The organism is Sphingobacterium sp. UBA7038, from assembly GCF_002494055.1.
Lineage (GTDB): Bacteria > Bacteroidota > Bacteroidia > Sphingobacteriales > Sphingobacteriaceae > Sphingobacterium > Sphingobacterium multivorum.
Genome location: NZ_DLAV01000039.1, coordinates 336,401 through 353,600, shown reverse-complemented (window position 1 = coordinate 353,600; position 17,200 = coordinate 336,401). Strand labels below are relative to the sequence as shown.

The following is a 17,200-nucleotide window of genomic DNA, read 5'->3' as shown; positions in this document are numbered from 1 at the left end:
ATGAAGAAGCCACTATCCCTAACGTTATTACTCTCCTCGAGCCTTTTCGCAGCGCTCCCCACAGTTAGTTTTGCCCAAAAGGCTAGTAAACCAAATGTGATCTATATTTATGCAGACGACCTTGGTTTTGGTGATTTAAGCAGCTATGGTGCCAAACAAATCGAAACCCCCAACCTGGATAAGCTCGCCCAAAGCGGCGTACGATTTACCAATGCTCATAGTACTTCGGCAACTTGTACCCCTTCCCGTTTTGCATTGATGACCGGAACGTATCCCTGGCGTCAGGAAGGTACAGGCATTCTGCCCGGAGATGCCAAACTAATCGTTCCAACAGATAAAATCACCTTACCCAAAGTATTTAAACATGCGGGCTACGCTACCGCCATTGTTGGCAAATGGCATATGGGACTCGGAAATCAGGTCCAAAAAGACTGGAACGCACCCATCAAACCCGGGCCTAATGATGTAGGTTTTGACTATTCATTCATTTTTCCTGCAACAGCAGATCGCGTCCCAACGGTGTTCCTTGAAAATGATCAGGTCGTCGCTGCAGAGGCCAATGATCCAATCCTGGTCGACTATGAAAAGAAAATAGGTAACGACCCCACAGGAAAAGAGCATCCCGAACTGCTCAAAATGCATTCTTCACCTGGCCAGGGACATAATCAAACTATTGTCAACGGTATCGGAAGAATCGGTTACATGAGCGGTGGAACACGTGCAAGATGGGTAGACGAAGAAGTTTCTACAACATTTCTTCACAAGGCCCAGGACTTTATTTCGCAACATCAAAACAAACCCTTCTTTCTCTACTTCTGCTTGACAGAACCACACGTCCCTCGCATGCCAGCAACACAATTTAAAGGTAAAAGCAAACTCGGCTACCGCGGCGATGCAATCCTTCAATTGGATTGGACCGTCGGACAAATTCAACAGCAATTGCAACTTTTGGGACTTGACAAAAACACGATTATAATTTTCAGCAGCGACAACGGCCCCGTTCTCGACGACGGGTATATGGATGGCGCTGTGGCCCAGCAAAATGGCCATTTACCCGCAGGTCCACTACGCGGTGGCAAATATAGCATCTTCGAAGGCGGAACTCGCGTGCCCTTTATCGTAAGCGGCAAGGGCGTTGCACAGGGAAAAGTTTCCAATGCATTGATCAGCCAAATAGACCTCTTGGCAACAAGTGCCCAATTATTGGATGTTCCACTAAAAGCAGATGAAGCAAAAGACAGCGCGCCGCTCTTGAAAACCTTAACCGGTCAAGATAATAAGGGACGTAGCAGTATGGTTCAGCATGCACAGACACTTGCCATCGTAAAGGACGAATGGAAATATATTGCGCCAAGCAAAGGTTCCCCCTACATGAAATTAACCGATACAGAAACAGGAAGTCTTCCGGAAGATCAGTTATACGATCTTAAAAATGATATCGGCGAAAAGAATAATGTGGCTTCAAAATATCCAGAAAAGGTCGCTGAACTCAAGCAATTATTGGAAGGAGAACGTAAAAAATGAAACTAAAAGTTGGACTTTCCCTCATCCTCCTCGGATGGGGGACTCTTTTTGCACAACAAAAGAAAAAGCAGCATAAATTGCCCAATATTATATTTTTTTATGCAGACGATTTAGGTTATGCCGAAACTGAGCCCTATGGACAACGATTGATCAAAACACCAAATATCCAGCAACTGGCACATGAAGGTTTACGCTTTATAAACCACTATACAAGTACTCCAGTATGCGCCCCAGCCCGTTGCATGTTATTAACGGGCAAGCATGGTGGCCAATCTTATATTCGCGGAAATTATGAATTGGGCGGTTTCGCAGATAGTCTCGAGGGTGGCCAGATGCCACTACCTGAAGGAACGTATACCATGGCTCACCTATTTAAAAAAGCCGGTTATCAGACCGCTGCCATTGGAAAGTGGGGACTTGGAATGAATAATTCCACCGGAAGCCCCAATAAACAGGGATTTGACTATTTCTTCGGTTACCTGGACCAAAAACAGGCACACAATTATTACCCAACACATCTTTGGGAAAATGAAACAAAATATCCCCTTCAAAACAAGGAAAAATTTGTCCATTCTCCTTTAGATTCCAGTAAGGCCACGGCGGAGGACTTCAAACAGTTTGACGGTAAGGAATATGCACCTGAACTAATGACTGAGAAAGCACTGGCTTTTATCGACAAAAACCAACGCAAACCTTTTTTCTTATACCTTCCTTATACATTGCCGCACTTATCACTACAAGTTCCACAGGAATATGTAGATAAATATAAGGACCTCTTCCATGACAAACCTTATTACGGACAGGACGGCTATACGGCTACCCCCTATCCAAGAGCAACCTATGCCGGTATGATCACCTATCTGGATGACCAGGTCGGCACGATTATGAAGCATATCAAAGCATTGGGAATAGATGACAATACCATTATTCTATTCTCCAGTGACAACGGAACTGGCTTTAATGGGGGCATAGATTATCGTTTTTTCCGCAGTGTCGATTCACTTCGGGGATTGAAAATGGATGTTTTTGAAGGCGGTATCAAAGTTCCGTTAATTGTCAGGTGGCCCAACCATATCAAAGCGAATTCCGATACAGACTTGATTTCGGCCCAATACGATCTCATGGCTACCTTCGCTCAGCTGGTTCAACAAAGCCCCGGCCACAGCAATGGGCTCTCCCTCCTTCCAACCTGGCTGGGTCAAAAGAACCAACAAAAACATCAATATCTCTATTTCGAATATCCAGAAAAGGGCGGCCAGATCGCCATACGCGAAGGACGCTGGAAGGCAGTCAAGCTCGATCTGAAGAAAAACCCTAAATCAAAATGGCAATTATATGATTTAACAACAGACCCTTGGGAAGAAAAAGATATCGCGGTACAGCACCCACAAATGCTGCTGCATTTCGATGAAATTATCCATAATGAACACCAGCCTGGTCATATACAGGAATGGGAGATTGTAGCGAATAAGATGATTAAAAAATAAATCGATTTCTTTCTTAATTTTTTAATCTTAAAAAACTTGGGTTGTCCGGATTGAATCATGACAACCCAAGTTTTTTATGTAATTTAGTCAAGCAATCCATAGCGGGGCTCGAATGTGAATTTACCTATTGAATGACGTATTGACCACACAGGTGTATAACATATTCCGAAGGCCAACGTAAAACGATCAATAACCAAGTATGCGGCAAATAGAATCATACATCAATACACTTAAAGAAGGTGATGAAATGGCTTTATGCTTTTTTATGGATCATTTTGGTCATTCCTTACGCTATTTTGCCTTTTCTTACCTCCGCAACAAAACCGATGCCGAGGAAATTGTCTCCGATGTTTTTGTTAAACTCTGGAATAATAGACAAAAGGTAGAGCATTATGAAAGCCTTAAAGCCTTTCTTTTTATCGCTACTAAAAATGCCTGTATCGCTATGCAAAGAACTACGCAATTCAAAATACGGAAAGAGGAACTCGATATTCTGCAGCATATGTCGGTTCCAGATGAAGATGTACTCAAGAAGATATTCCGAACAGAACTCACCGAGTTGTTACTTGCTGAAATCAATTTGCTTCCCAAACAACAAGCTCAGATCTGCAAGCTCAGTTTTTTGGAAGGCTTGAATACAGATGAAATTTGCGAAACATTGAACACAACCGCATCAACCATCTATTATGCGAGATCCAAAGCATTGCATGCGTTAAAAGAACGTTTCAAATCGAAAAAATTTGAATATCTCACCATCCTAATGCTGACAGCATGGTATACCTTCAAAAGTTAACTGCTACCACACAGCCCGCATCCTCCTCCCAGAAATTTATAAAAGAAATTAAACAACTCGCTATTAAGCATTTAGGGAAATAACAATCAAAAAAAAATGATCACAAAAAAAAGCTTAGCATTCGGTCGGGCGACCTGCTAAGCTTTTATAAATACCTCTTTGTAAGAGGCAATCAACCTAAACCTAGGACAAAGATAGTGGTTCAAATGATATAAACAAAAATTTTGTTATATTTTTTTTCAACTCCCATAAATTTGTTTTAGCACAGCAATCACAAAAGGAATAGTAAGTGTACAATGTACACTACAATCTTTTTGCATTTTTCAACAGGTTATTTTTTTGGTTGCTTCGCTCAGCTAGTCCCAACCACAGTATTTAACCCTTGCATTATTTATCTTTACAACAGAATAACCGATCATCTCCTGCCTTCGTTTTATCTGTCACTTTTATCTTTACGTACTCAATTGCATCCGTAAATATAGCCTAAAGGTCAATACAGACCACAATTGTTGATTGTCCCTTAACTTTCAAGTCTGCCATTTAACTTAATTTGGTGGTGAAGTCTGATTTCAGATGTAATCACCATGAGCTCTTATCTACCACATTTGTGCGATCTAAACATCGATATTTCATTTAATTATTTAGTAACTTTGGAATCAATCAAAAAAAATATCATGTTTACTGGAATCATAGAAACCCTAGGAAAAATAGAAAATATCGAACAGGAAAAAAGCAATATCCATTTTTACGTAAGTTCTGATATTTCCAATGAACTTAAAATAGACCAGAGTGTAAGTCATAATGGCGTTTGCCTTACCGTTGTGGGATTGAACAATAATCAGCATAAAGTGACGGCAATTGATGAAACCTTGCAGAAGACAAATCTCGCTCAATTAAGGATGGGCGACCTGATCAATCTGGAACGTTGTACTTTGGCAGGAGGAAGATTTGATGGACATATCGTCCAGGGACATGTGGATCAGACTGCGCGTTGTATCCAAAAGAAAGATGAAAATGGTAGTTTTATTTTTACCTTTCAATATGATGTTTCCAAACAAAATATCACCGTAGAAAAAGGATCCATTACCGTAAATGGTATCAGCTTGACCGTAGTAGACTCTAAAGACGATCAGTTTTCAGTTGCTATCATTCCGTATACACTAGAGCATACCAACTTACAACAAGTTGAGGTGGGTAGCACAGTCAACTTGGAGTTTGATATTATCGGAAAATATGTCACAAAGATAATGGCTTTACGCGCTTAAAAAATTTGCCATGCTTCCTCGGGTTTAAAGCCGACCCAAGGGAGCATATCCGAACACACTTCGTTTCGGGTTCTAACAATGTGTACTCGATTTATTCCAAATAATGCCCCTGACGTATCAATAACGCGCGATATTTGTTGAATACACTCGATTTGGAAACAAAGCCCATATACTTATTTTCATCCCCCAAAACTGGAAGTATCCACGTGTCGTCCTTATTCATTTTAGCCATCACAATTTCCATGTTTTCATTGATACCTACCGTATCATTTGGCTTCTGAGCTAACTTTTCGAAAGTCGTATCCCCCCCATCCACTTCACCCAATAATACTGAGAATAGAAACTCGCTATAAAGAAGCCCCATAAATTTGCCTTCGTAATCCACCACCGGAAAGATATTGCGTTTACTATGGATGATGTCGGTTTGTCGACCTTTTGGTGTTTCGTCAGGGCGTAAGATCACAAAATTAGTTTCCAATACATATTTTATCCGCATCATACTTAACACGGATCGATCCTTGTCTTCATAAGAAATCAGATCGCCAGACTCCGCCAATACCTTGGTGTAAATGGAATGCTTTAAAACCGACCGATTAATCAAATAGGAAATGGAACAAACCAGCATCAATGGAACCATCAAAGTATAACCTCCGGTCACTTCTGCAATCAAAAATATGCCCGTCAACGGCGCATGCATAATGCCGCTCAACGCACCGGCCATCCCCGCTACCACAAAATTTGGTACATTTAGCTCGGCAATTCCCGTCAAGTTTACACCATAAGAAAATGCAAAGCCCAACAGACCTCCCATCACTAAACTTGGTCCAAATACCCCACCATTTCCACCGCCATTTAATGTAAATAACGCAGCAAGGGATTTTCCAAATAAGGTCAATATCGTATAGCCCAGGACTACTAATCCCATATCCTTGTAGTCTGAGAACAAGCTGTTCTTAACAATCGAGTTAAACTGACCATTGAGAATCTGCTGAATGGTAATATAGCCCTCACCATACAGCGCTGGGAATACAAAAATCATCAGACCTAAGGCAATACCACTGACCCACACTTTATTATAGGGATTTTTAATCTTAGAAAACCATTTCCCCACACTCCTTGAAACACGTGCAAAGTAAATCGTATAAAGCCCAATCAGCACAGCTAATAGCAAATAAAACAGCAATGCCGAAACTTGCCAATCGGAATTGAATGTACTGAATAAGGGTTCATTATAAAGCACCCGAGAGACAACAGAAGCCAATGCCGATGAGATCAGTAAAGGAATGAACACTGGAATGGAAAATTCGGGAAGCAAGATCTCGATAGCAAAAATCATTCCTGCCAAAGGACTGTTGAAGGCGCCTGAAATTCCTGCTGCTGCACCACAAGCCAATAACATGGTAACTTCCTTATACTGCAGTCCAAAAAAACGGGCGATATTAGAGCCGATAGAAGAACCACCCAAAGCAACAGGAGCTTCCAAACCACAGGACCCGCCAAAGCCAACGGTAATAGCCGAAGTCACCACCTGAGAATAAATATTGCTGGGATCCAATCGGCTGCCTTTCCGACTGATGGCATAAATAATCGGGGTAATCCCGTGCTCCATCTTCTTCCCTTTCAAAAATTTGCGAACAAAAAACACGCTGAGCAAAATCCCTATCAATGGAAAAATCAAGTAAACCGAGTATTTTACTTTCCAATCGATATCATCCTGTATAGTCGTTGCAATAAAATGGGTTAATCTCTTTAGCACAGATGCCATAATACCACCAACAATTCCAACCAAAAATGCGAGTATAATGATAAAGTTCCGGTTAGAAACTTTCTTCATCCGCCATTGATTGATCTGGTCTATTTTTTTAAAAAAACGTCTTTTGAGGTTTCTCATATCGTCCTATTGAAAGCTCAACACTTCCTTTTTCTTTTTTGTTTTGAATTTATCGGGTACTACGGCCAATATTTCTTTTTCTAAGGCCTGAATTGCATGTCTCTTTACATAATTTTGCGTCGTCACCAATGATATCTCCCGTACTGGTTCCGGTGATTTGAAATAACGGATTCTATCCAATTGTTCATCGGAATAATCCCAAATCGACAACTCAGGCAATATCGTGATTCCGTCGTTGATATCTACCATACGTTTTAAAGTCTCTACGCTACCCGTATTATACTCAAATCGCCCTGTAAGATCTTGATTATGTTTATGATGACAAATATTAAGCACCTGCCCGCGCATACAATGTCCCTCATTGAGCAACCAAAGTTTATCATCGGCAATATCATCACCACTCAGTATTTTTTTGGGAAACAGTGGGCTATTGGCTGAAATATAAGCGACAAAATTTTCGTAAAATAAGGGTGATTCCAAAATCCCCGGGTCATTTAAGGGAGTAGATAGCACACCACAGTCCAGAAGTCCGACCTTCAATTCATGCACAATCCGTTCTGTTGTATATTCCCAAATCTGCAATTGAAGCTTCGGATATTTCTCCATAAATGTGGTCAGCACATTCGGAAGTAAATAAGGTGCGATTGTCGGGATAACACCGACCCTTAGTGTACCCTCAATTTCCCCTTTTTTATCCTGTACGATCTCATTGATCTTTCGGCTTTCCGTCAACACCAATCGAGCTTGAAGAATAATTTTCTCGCCGATTTCTGTAGGAACAACAGGCTGACGGCTCCGGTCGAAGATTTTAGCCCCTAAAGACTCTTCAAGTTTTTGTATTTGCATGCTCAACGTAGGTTGCGTGACAAAACATTTTTCTGCAGCTGCAACAAAACTTCGGTAGGTATCAACAGCTATAATATATTCCAGTTGGATTAAGGTCATCTTACTATCTTTAAAGCACAAAATTACGAATCCTGTCGTAAACCAATGTCAAATCCTTTATAATTAAAGTCAACAGGAGCATTTGGCCTGCCGATTATACAATAAATACCTTGCCAAAAAGGTCCAGTATATCCACTATTGTTACATTAGTTCACATAAAAAATCGATTTCATCAAAATGCTTTTCTTAAATTTGGAGATTTACAACAGTTGATAGTTAAAATCCTATGAAGTTTATAAATCGTACGACAATTGCACTAGCTTTATTCTTAACCATGGCAAACAGTCCTTATAGCAAGGCAAATCCCGATGAGGGAATGTTTCCATTGAGCGAATTAAATAGAGCTGGATTGAAGAAAGCTGGGTTAAAGATCAGTGAGAAAGATATCTACAATCCCGGTCAGGTCGGACTGGTAGATGCCCTGGTTCAAGTCAGTGGATGTACAGGGTCGTTTGTCTCAAACCGTGGTTTAATCATTACCAATCACCACTGCGCTTTTTCTGCCGTTCAACTTGCCAGTACAGCAATCAACAATTACCTAAAAAACGGGTTTGTAGCCCAAAATCAAGAACAGGAAATTGAAGCAAAAGGATTAAAAATAAGAATTACCGATTCTTATGAGGATGTTTCTGCTAAAATATTAAATGCTGTCGCCAACATCAACGACCCAGTAGAGCGTATCAATACGATCAAACGTAAACAACAAGAACTGGTTAAACAAGCGGAAAAAGAAGATCCCACGATTAAAGCTGAAGTATCGGAAATGTTTATCGGTAAAAGTTATGTCCTATTCCGTTATAAAACAATCGAAGACGTTCGTTTAGTTTATATTCCACGTCAAAACATCGGCGAATTTGGTGGAGAGACAGATAACTGGGTATGGCCACGCCACACGGGAGATTATTCTTTTCTGAGAGCTTATGTCGGCAAAAACGGAAAATCTGCACCTTATTCTAAAGACAACGTCCCTTACCAGCCAAAAAAACACCTTAAAGTCAATCCAAATGGCGTACGGGAGAATGATTTCACCTTTATCCTTGGTTATCCCGGAAAAACATTCCGACACAGACCAGCACAATATATTCAATATCAACAAGAATATCTTTTGCCTTACGTATCCAACCTGTATGATTTCCAAAATAAACAGATGGAGGAAGCAGGAAAAGACAATACCGATATCGCCTTGTCCTTGGCAACACGCATAAAACGTAATGCGAATGTATTGAAAAACTATCGTGGTAAACTCAAAGGCTTACGAGGAATCGACTTGCTATCGACAAAAAAACAAGAAGACGAAGCACTGGCAGCGTTTATCTTAAGTAAACCCGAACTGAAAAACAAATATGGAAGTCTGCTCACTGATATTGACGCCTATTATCAGCTGAGCGATCAAGATGCCCTGAAAGAACTTTGGATCAATAATATTTACAATAGTACGAGCTTATTGAAAGTAGCCCGCGACCTGAACGTTCTGAAAACCAACTTGGCAAAGGAAAAATCTTCCCAAGCTGCCAAGCAGCTTTTCGATCTGAATATCGAAAAATTAAAAACCGCTGTTAAAGAAACCTACGAAAGCTACAATAAACAGGCTGATCAGCGTATTTTCTCCAGAATGTTGGAAGATGCCATTGCATTCCAAGGTAAAAATCAATTGGCATCCATTCAGAAATTGCAATTTAATACGGCTACTGCACAAGAATTTGCAACAGAGATTATTCAGAACAGTAAACTTGCCGATCAAAATTACATACTGAATACTGTCTTGGCCAATGCCGATGCACTTCAGAAATTTGACGACAAATTATTGGATTTCCAGGGCAAATTGAACAATGATATTGTCCAGTTCGCTGCTGAACAAAAAAGACGTGAAGGGGTACTGAACAAATTAATGGGCGATTATGTTGCCGTCAAGGAAATTTTTCAGGCCAAAAACTTTATTCCTGATGCAAACTCAACCTTACGTCTGACGTATGGGCACATCAAAGGCTACTCTCCTGCTGATGCAACTTATATGAAGCCATTCACCACAATCGAAGGAATCATTCAAAAAGGAAATCTTGGTTTAGCAGAATTTGACTATCCACAAGAAATCAAGACTGCTTACCTCAATAAAAATTTTGGTCCTTATCTTCAAAAAGATCTGGGATCTGTGCCGGTCAATATCTTATATGATATGGATACTACAGGGGGAAATTCAGGATCTCCAATAATGAATGCCAATGGTGAATTAATCGGTGTAAATTTTGACCGTGCTTATGACGCAACAATTAATGATTTCGCTTGGAACGAGAGTTACAGCAGATCCATCGGAGTCGACATTCGTTATGTCCTCTGGGTTGCCGATAAAATTGACAACGCGCATTTCATTCTGAAAGAAATGGGTATTTAATAGGGGCTAAAACAAACCTCAAAAAATCCGCTGCATCGAGAGATACGGCGGATTTTTTTGTTCATTACGCTATTTCCTTTTCGCTCGGCGGCATGATCCTATGAACGAAGAACTCTCCGTAAATCAGAACCTATTCATCTACTAACGCAGCATCTATTCGTATGCTATTTTGCTCCTTGCAGTAAAGAGGAGAAAACAGTCTTCAAACGCAACAAGCCTGTTGTCAAGACTTCCCTTGAACAAGCAATATTGAGGCGAATAAAGGCGTCACTCCCCTTGCCATACATCGCACCGACATTGACCTGTACATGTGCCTCGTCCAATAAGAGCTGTCCCAATTTTCGACTTGAAATCCCCAAAGCCGCGCAATCTACCCATACCAGATAAGTGCCCTCCAAAGGAAGGACATGCAAAGCAGGCAGGTATTCAGCCATAAAGCCTTTCAGATAAACATAATTCGCATGAATGTAGCTTAAAGCTTGATCCAACCATTCCCCACCCGACTCATACGCTGCGATCAGGCCTGTAATAGCAAAGGGACTTATGCTACTTATCTCGTTGGCTAAGAAAGCCTGCTGCACTTTCCTTTTGAGTTCAGGATCGGCCACGAAGACCGTAGCGACCTGGAGTCCTGCCAAATTAAAGGTTTTACTCGGAGCTACACAGGTAATCGAATTCGCCAAAAAGGCTGCACTGATGCTTCCAAAAGGAATATGTGTATGGCCCTCAAATACCAGATCGCAATGAATTTCATCCGAAATGACTAAGACCTGGTGCCGCAAACAGATTTCACCGAGACGTTCAAGCTCAGCTCTAGTCCAAACACGGCCAGCGGGGTTATGTGGGCTACATAAAATAAATAACTTGACTTTCGGATCACTTGCTTTATATTCAAAATCTTCAAAATCAATAGCATACTCACCATTGCGGTAAATCAAGTCATTGGAAACCACCTCGGCTTGATTGCGTTCTATTGAGGAAAAAAAACAATGATATACAGGCTCTTGAACCAAAACCTTGTCACCGGGTGAGGTAAATGCGCCAACCAAAGCCGAAAGCGCCGGTACGACACCGATCACAGGAAGTATCCATTCCGGCTGAAGTACAAATTTATGCCGCTGCGAAGACCAGCTCATAACCGCGCTGTAAAAAGCTGTTGGAATAGTAGCATACCCATATACAGCATGTTGAACCCGCTGCGCAAGCGCATCCACAACAGGTTGTGCTGCTGGAAAGTCCATATCCGCAACCCAGAGTGGAATCAAATCGTCATAATCATGTTGATTCCATTTGACCGAATCGGTACCACGACGAACAATCGTTTTATCAAAATTATAGATCATACAGCAATTTACTCAAAATTAGGCTGCATTTGTAATAAAAGCCCCATAAAGTAAAAAGGATGAACAAGAAAGCGGATCAGATGGATATGGCAAAGGAATAGCTCGGACTAAATACAATAAAAAATCCAGTATGCCTAGATAAGCAGAAAGCGCTATCTTTACAGAAAATAGTAGGACAACTATGGCCAAAAACAACTTTTCATTTCGTGCTAGATTAAAGAGTTTTCACTATGCCTTCAGTGGGCTAAAAACAGCCTGGCAGGAAGAACATAATTTCAGGGTGCATTGTATAGCGGCCATTATTGCCATTATCCTGTCATTTGTGCTTCACATAAGTACCCACGAATGGATTGCTGTACTCTTTTCCATTGGTTTTGTATTTGTCTGTGAATTGTTAAATACCGCATTGGAAAATATAGCCGACTTTATCTGTCCAGAAAAGAATCCAAACATAAAAAAGATTAAAGATGTTGCCGCAGCGGCAGTGATGATCAGCAGCATCACTGCACTATTGATCGGCCTCTTAATTTTTATTCCCAAGCTGATCTCATTGGCCCTTCGCTAAATTTTCTAAGGCAAATTTCTCATCAAAAGCTATCTTTTTAGGATCGGCAAAAGTCATTTTTCCAGCCTTCTCCTCCATCGCACCATAACCTTCCAGTGCACGCTCCTTGGATAGTTTAAATATCACCTGGCGGACCGACTCCTGTCCCTCAGAAGAAAAAGTATAATCGGCAGTTAAAATATCCCCCTTCAAGACACCATCAATATGTCCCTTATTACGATCTTTTTCCTTCCAGGCATAGCTTAGATCACCCTGTACCTTTTCTCCATCAACAGTGATTGATAATGAAATGGTATCGCCATTTTTAAGGTATTGATAGGTACTCTTTCCCGTAAGAAACCTCCCCGTATCCAAAGGTTGAGTACGCTGAACAGTGTCATTGAGTTTCGTGGAAGCATCCTGTTTTTTTTGTTCCTGATGGCAAGCAGCGCAACACAGCAACACTATAAATCCAAAATTTATTATTCTCATCGTGTTTTTTTGTTTGATAGTATAGATAGCAATTCAAAAGAAATTTTGTTTTAAATAACTAACATTTAAAAATTTAAAATTCAAAAAACAAAAAGCAAGCAAATATTGTTTATAAGTTAGACGGCACTCGGCTATTTTAGCACGATATAAGCTATTAAAAATAAACAATTTAGTAACAATAAAATTATTGCTGGCTTATTGTAAAGCTAATTTTTATTAGTAAATTGTACTCTATAAAATTCAGGAATTCTTAACCAATATTAGTATGAAAGATGTAAGCTTTAAGAAATTTGATAGTGGATGTACATCACTCACAAAATTGTCCATTGAAACAGACTTGGCTATTATTGTTAAAGAGCAAGTTACCATTTCTTCCGAATCCAAAGTTGAAAAACTCAGACGCTGTAAAGAAGAATTACTTAAAAGTCTTTGGTTTGTTCAACGTCAATGTTGAGATAACATTTTCCTCCAAATTTCGACTATCCGCTGATCAGCATTTTATGGTCTGACAGCCACACATTCATGTCACTTTTAACACAAAACAAGCCCCTCCGCTGTTATGCTTCGAGGGGCTTTTAATATGTTTAACAATTCGAATATCACAAGTGATTAAAGCGATTTCAAATGTTTATAGTTCGACTTAATGGTATCCCATACTTCTTCGAAATTACCCGACAACATTAATTTTGCCATACTTTCTGTCATCCCTTTCATTTGACTGAAGGATATCTTGGGCGGCATAGCCAATGCATTGGGATTGGTATATATATCGATCAGGACAGGCTCATCCGTCATGCCAAGAGCTTCAGTGATAACAGCATCCACCTCTTGGGGCTGAGTGACCGTAAATGCGCGTATTCCCATCGCTTGCGCGATCATCGCAAAATCTGGATTGACCATATTGGTTTCCTGATCTTTCAGACCTGATACCTGCATTTCTAATTTAACCATACCAAGTGCACGGTTGTTAAAGACGATAATTTTAATCGGTAAGTTATATTGTTTTATTGTTGCGAGATCCCCCAACAACATGGATAGTCCCCCATCACCACAAAAAGCAATAACCTGACGTTCAGGATGTGTCAATGCCGCTCCAATAGCCATTGGCATGGCATTAGCCATAGACCCATGATTAAAAGACCCCAGCATGATACGATCCTTTCGCTGATTGATATAACGTGCTCCCCACACACAGCACATCCCGGTATCAAGTAGAAAAATCGCATCATCACTTGCTTTTTGATCAATGGTATGCGCAACAAATTCAGGCTGTATCGCGCATTCACTGCCCGAATCGTCCACATAAGTCATGAGATCTTCCTTGACCTTTTCATAAGAAGCAAGCTGCTTCTCCAGAAATTTTGTATCCGAACGCGCTTCCACAAAAGGCAATACCGCTTTTAAGGTATGCTCGATATCCCCCACAAGCCCATAGTCTACGATGGATCTGCGACCAAGCTTTTCACCTTCGATATCAATCTGGACAATGGTTTTGTTGGTCGGTATAAAATCTTTATAAGGAAAATCAGTCCCCAAAAGTAAAATGAGATCCGAATGATGCATGCTTTGAAATGCCGACGCCATGCCCAAAAGTCCGGTCATGCCAATTTCATTGGGATTGTCGCGTTGAATATCCAACTTTGCTTTAAATGAATAACCCACCGGCGCATGGATCTTTTGTGATAACGCTACAATTTGCTGCTGTGCTTTCTTGGCTCCCACACCACAGAACAAGGTTATCTTTTCTGCTTGATTGATATATTGGGCTAATCGCCCAATTTCCATCTCAGAAGGTCTAATTTGCGGCTCGGTAAAAAAAACCTTCGTTGAGGTATTCATTTGAACCGCTTCCATTTCTGAGACATCACCAGGCAAACCGATAACCGCCACATCCCGTTTAGAGATAGCCTGTTGTAATGCATTTTGCACCATACGTTGCACCTGCTCTGGCCGAGTGATCATTTGATTGTAGCAAGAACAATCATCAAACAATTTGATTGGATTTGTTTCTTGAAAATAATCGGTTCCAAATTCGTATGTAGCACATGTTGATGCGATCACAAGCATGGGTACCCGTGTCTTGTGTGCTTCATAAACACCATTGATCAGATGCACATGTCCTGGTCCACTGCTTCCCGCACAACAGGCGATCCCGTGCAAATCAGCCTCTGCCGTTGCGGCAAATGCCCCCACTTCCTCATGTCTTACATGTATCCATTGCATCGTTCCATCTGCATGAACAGCTTCGTTGAAAAAATTTAAACTATCGCCCGTTACGGCATAAATACGCTGAATTCCCGCATCCTTTAAAAGACCCACAATCTGGTGTGCTACATTTTTCATACCTATACTATAATTTAAGATTTTGTGACAGCGACCTTATGCAAATTATGTTATCGCCACTTAATAACAACAATAATTTAGCGTAATGGTTTGGGATATTACCTGAACAATACTGTATTACCCAAGCGTATAAAATGATCGCATGTGCAAGGATAGCCTCAACGGGAAGAAAGGATACACTGCGCCGAAAATTTCAGCCAACAATCCGCTGCACTTAAAATAGAAAAAGATTATAATCAACAAAAAAGCTGCTTCAAATTGATGGAAGCAGCTTTTTTAAAATTATAGACTTAATAAATCCTTAGTTGATTTGTCGCGACAATTCATCGACAAAACGCTTTGCATCATTGAGATCTTTATTCCAGTCCGCATAGCGTTTAGCGGTATTCAATTTTGCAATTTTTGCATTTAGCTTCGCTAGGTTAGCTTGATCTTTTGACTTCTCCAACTTTGCTTTAAGAATGCCGACTTTGGTATAATCTTGAATACCTTCCAGCATACGCTCATAACGGATAGAGCTTCTTCCTTGTGGATAAACAATATAAGTGTCTCCCGCTGGCCATGTACGGAACCTTGAATCATGCAGCGGATCTTTGACCCAGGAGTTAAATGCCCAACGCAATGCTCCATCGAAGCCTGCCGCTAGCGCATACCAAGCCATATAGGTGGATTCTGCCGGATCCGAGAACGTGAATTGATTTGGGAATTCGTCCGAACAACAAACATAAAATGTCGTGATATACCCTTTTTTACGTCGCTCAATGAGATCTTTCTGATCAAAAGGATCTCCAGCGGCAACGCTGATATCGGTACTTTTATGATAGCGTTGGTAGCTTTTGTGATTATCTGCAAATGCAACACCAAATTCGGGCGCTACTTTTTCCAATAATGCTATTGCTGGATCCATTTCCTCCCGGCCTCTTTCATCCATCGCAATATTGGTAATCTTTAACCAGCCCTTTGCGGTAATGTGTTTACTAAAATCCTTTAAGAAAGGCGTCCATAGTTCCTCGAATATAGCTGTACCGGGCTTCGCAATAACATTGACCAGTTCATTTTTACTTTCATCGAAATAATGTACCTCGTTATTCCATGGTAAAAGCGAATAGCAGTTGATCTGTTTGTTGACCCCCAGATCCATCATAAAGTTTACCCACCGATCAAAAACAGCATAATCATAGGTCCAGGAACCGTCTTTTGCCTTCTTCCAGGTGATCATATCCGCATAAGGATCATAGGTCTGTACGTTCCAGGCATCCTTATTTAAAGTCGCAGTAATCACTTTTTGCCCTGCAGCTGCAAGTTGTTTCATGGTAGGCTTCAACGCTTCAAAATGCTCATCGCTCCACATTTTTACATTATTGACCCGAGCCACAGCAGAAGGGTGTTGCCATTGATCCAAATGATAAGTCCGCTGGGATGCAGGTGGCAGCACATGATTTTGCACATTGACCGTAAGTTGTAACTGTTCCTTTACCTGACCATTTTGCTTAACCGAAATTGTCGTTTTATATTGTCCAGCAGCAGCTTCTTTGGGAACCTTTACTGTAATCCATACAGGACGGACTTTCTTAGCTTCAAGGTCATAGCTTTTCAGATCATCCAACATATCTGCCGACAGAGAAGCTTTAAAATCTTCTGGTTTCCGATGGCCACAACCACTTGCAAATTCATCAGTCATGACATAACGAACAAAACGTGCTTGTACCGCATCGCTACCGATCACCTTGCCTGTTGTAGACTTTAATTCACTTGCCGATACAGCAACATCTGCTGCGGCAGCACTGGTCCATAACAATACTTGCGCCGATACCTGTTCACCTTTCCAGGCATCCACAGCCGCCGTACGTTGTGTTGCCAGATTTGGATTAACAGATTTGGGATAACGTTTGTCTATCGATACAAACGAAGCATGTAGGCCGGTTTTAACATTCGACCAGTTGGATAAAGTATCCTTTGTGGGATCGGCCATTTCAGTAAATGTTGTCCCTGTAGCAAAACGCTGCTGGGAAAATCCCGGATTACTGCCACAAAATAGCATACAAGCCAGGGCAATAGAAGAATAAATTGTAGTTTTAGGCATAACAGTTATAATTAACAAAACTTTAGCGAAGCGATGATCTTCTTTCCAGCCCAGGAGCAGGGTGCTCGCAGAAAAAAGGCAAACAACTTCTGTTTGCCTTA

At 40.9% G+C, this 17,200-nt stretch carries 13 protein-coding genes; 7 read left to right on the top strand and 6 right to left on the bottom strand.

Annotated elements, in window-relative coordinates:
• From B3H30_RS23075 to B3H30_RS23060, 4 genes are all read left to right on the top strand, one after another.
• The gene (locus B3H30_RS23075) at positions 1-1,524 is read left to right on the top strand and encodes a sulfatase-like hydrolase/transferase (protein ID WP_088161080.1); all 1,524 of its coding nucleotides are present in this window, start codon (positions 1-3) and stop codon (positions 1,522-1,524) included.
• Positions 1,521-3,011, top strand: coding sequence for an arylsulfatase (locus tag B3H30_RS23070; RefSeq protein WP_286834867.1), 1,491 nt, complete (start codon positions 1,521-1,523; stop codon positions 3,009-3,011). Before B3H30_RS23075 ends, B3H30_RS23070 begins: the two co-directional genes overlap by 4 nt.
• A gap of 199 nt (positions 3,012-3,210) precedes the next feature.
• Positions 3,211-3,804, top strand: coding sequence for an RNA polymerase sigma factor (locus B3H30_RS23065; RefSeq protein ID WP_145327450.1), 594 nt, complete (start codon positions 3,211-3,213; stop codon positions 3,802-3,804).
• A 674-nt stretch (positions 3,805-4,478) separates the two neighbouring features.
• The gene (locus B3H30_RS23060; RefSeq protein WP_145327451.1) at positions 4,479-5,069 is read left to right on the top strand and encodes a riboflavin synthase; all 591 of its coding nucleotides are present in this window, start codon (positions 4,479-4,481) and stop codon (positions 5,067-5,069) included.
• Between the two features lie 91 nt (positions 5,070-5,160).
• Here the strand turns inward: B3H30_RS23060 and B3H30_RS23055 are convergent, their stop codons facing one another.
• Together B3H30_RS23055 and B3H30_RS23050 are read right to left on the bottom strand one after the other, a co-directional pair.
• Positions 5,161-6,960, bottom strand: coding sequence for a chloride channel protein (locus B3H30_RS23055; protein ID WP_075992018.1), 1,800 nt, complete (start codon positions 6,958-6,960; stop codon positions 5,161-5,163).
• A 6-nt stretch (positions 6,961-6,966) separates the two neighbouring features.
• Positions 6,967-7,905 carry a hydrogen peroxide-inducible genes activator gene (locus B3H30_RS23050; protein WP_120334676.1) on the bottom strand — a complete coding sequence of 313 codons (939 nt, stop codon included), beginning with the start codon at positions 7,903-7,905 and terminating at the stop codon, positions 6,967-6,969.
• Between the two features lie 226 nt (positions 7,906-8,131).
• On the opposite strand from B3H30_RS23050, the gene B3H30_RS23045 reads away from it, so the two are divergent.
• The gene (locus tag B3H30_RS23045; protein WP_145327452.1) at positions 8,132-10,294 is read left to right on the top strand and encodes a S46 family peptidase; all 2,163 of its coding nucleotides are present in this window, start codon (positions 8,132-8,134) and stop codon (positions 10,292-10,294) included.
• A gap of 164 nt (positions 10,295-10,458) precedes the next feature.
• Here B3H30_RS23045 and B3H30_RS23040 read toward each other — a convergent pair whose 3' ends face one another.
• On the bottom strand, positions 10,459-11,637 hold the full coding sequence (locus B3H30_RS23040) for a MalY/PatB family protein (RefSeq protein WP_145327453.1): 1,179 nt from the start codon (positions 11,635-11,637) through the stop codon (positions 10,459-10,461).
• A 181-nt stretch (positions 11,638-11,818) separates the two neighbouring features.
• Here B3H30_RS23040 and B3H30_RS23035 point away from each other — a divergent pair, with 181 nt between their 5' ends.
• Positions 11,819-12,202, top strand: a complete 384-nt coding sequence (locus tag B3H30_RS23035; RefSeq protein WP_145327454.1) for a diacylglycerol kinase — start codon at positions 11,819-11,821, stop codon at positions 12,200-12,202.
• Here the strand turns inward: B3H30_RS23035 and B3H30_RS23030 are convergent.
• A complete protein-coding gene (locus tag B3H30_RS23030) occupies positions 12,185-12,673 on the bottom strand; it encodes a hypothetical protein (RefSeq protein WP_145327455.1) in 489 nt (162 codons plus the stop codon). The two genes, B3H30_RS23035 and B3H30_RS23030, sit on opposite strands and share 18 nt — an antisense overlap.
• A gap of 265 nt (positions 12,674-12,938) precedes the next feature.
• On the opposite strand from B3H30_RS23030, the gene B3H30_RS23025 reads away from it, so the two are divergent.
• Positions 12,939-13,127, top strand: a complete 189-nt coding sequence (locus B3H30_RS23025) for a hypothetical protein (protein WP_075992013.1) — start codon at positions 12,939-12,941, stop codon at positions 13,125-13,127.
• Positions 13,128-13,282: 155 nt separating this feature from the next.
• Here B3H30_RS23025 and B3H30_RS23020 read toward each other — a convergent pair whose 3' ends face one another.
• Together B3H30_RS23020 and B3H30_RS23015 are read right to left on the bottom strand one after the other, a co-directional pair.
• Positions 13,283-15,016: a thiamine pyrophosphate-dependent enzyme gene (locus B3H30_RS23020; protein ID WP_120334681.1), complete on the bottom strand. Its 1,734-nt coding sequence runs from the start codon at positions 15,014-15,016 to the stop codon at positions 13,283-13,285.
• A 301-nt stretch (positions 15,017-15,317) separates the two neighbouring features.
• On the bottom strand, positions 15,318-17,099 hold the full coding sequence (locus tag B3H30_RS23015) for a DUF4091 domain-containing protein (protein WP_208734136.1): 1,782 nt from the start codon (positions 17,097-17,099) through the stop codon (positions 15,318-15,320).
• Positions 17,100-17,200: the final 101 nt, after the last annotated feature.

Coding starts and splice junctions, on each gene's coding strand:
- B3H30_RS23015 (WP_208734136.1), bottom strand. CDS start 17,099: ATGCCTAAAACTACAATTTATTCTTCTATTGCCCTGGCTTGTATGCTA.
- B3H30_RS23060 (WP_145327451.1), top strand. CDS start 4,479: ATGTTTACTGGAATCATAGAAACCCTAGGAAAAATAGAAAATATCGAA.
- B3H30_RS23030 (WP_145327455.1), bottom strand. CDS start 12,673: ATGAGAATAATAAATTTTGGATTTATAGTGTTGCTGTGTTGCGCTGCT.
- B3H30_RS23040 (WP_145327453.1), bottom strand. CDS start 11,637: ATGATCTATAATTTTGATAAAACGATTGTTCGTCGTGGTACCGATTCG.
- B3H30_RS23075 (WP_088161080.1), top strand. CDS start 1: ATGAAGAAGCCACTATCCCTAACGTTATTACTCTCCTCGAGCCTTTTC.
- B3H30_RS23070 (WP_286834867.1), top strand. CDS start 1,521: ATGAAACTAAAAGTTGGACTTTCCCTCATCCTCCTCGGATGGGGGACT.
- B3H30_RS23020 (WP_120334681.1), bottom strand. CDS start 15,016: ATGAAAAATGTAGCACACCAGATTGTGGGTCTTTTAAAGGATGCGGGA.
- B3H30_RS23025 (WP_075992013.1), top strand. CDS start 12,939: ATGAAAGATGTAAGCTTTAAGAAATTTGATAGTGGATGTACATCACTC.
- B3H30_RS23055 (WP_075992018.1), bottom strand. CDS start 6,960: ATGAGAAACCTCAAAAGACGTTTTTTTAAAAAAATAGACCAGATCAAT.
- B3H30_RS23045 (WP_145327452.1), top strand. CDS start 8,132: ATGAAGTTTATAAATCGTACGACAATTGCACTAGCTTTATTCTTAACC.
- B3H30_RS23050 (WP_120334676.1), bottom strand. CDS start 7,905: ATGACCTTAATCCAACTGGAATATATTATAGCTGTTGATACCTACCGA.
- B3H30_RS23065 (WP_145327450.1), top strand. CDS start 3,211: ATGCGGCAAATAGAATCATACATCAATACACTTAAAGAAGGTGATGAA.
- B3H30_RS23035 (WP_145327454.1), top strand. CDS start 11,819: ATGGCCAAAAACAACTTTTCATTTCGTGCTAGATTAAAGAGTTTTCAC.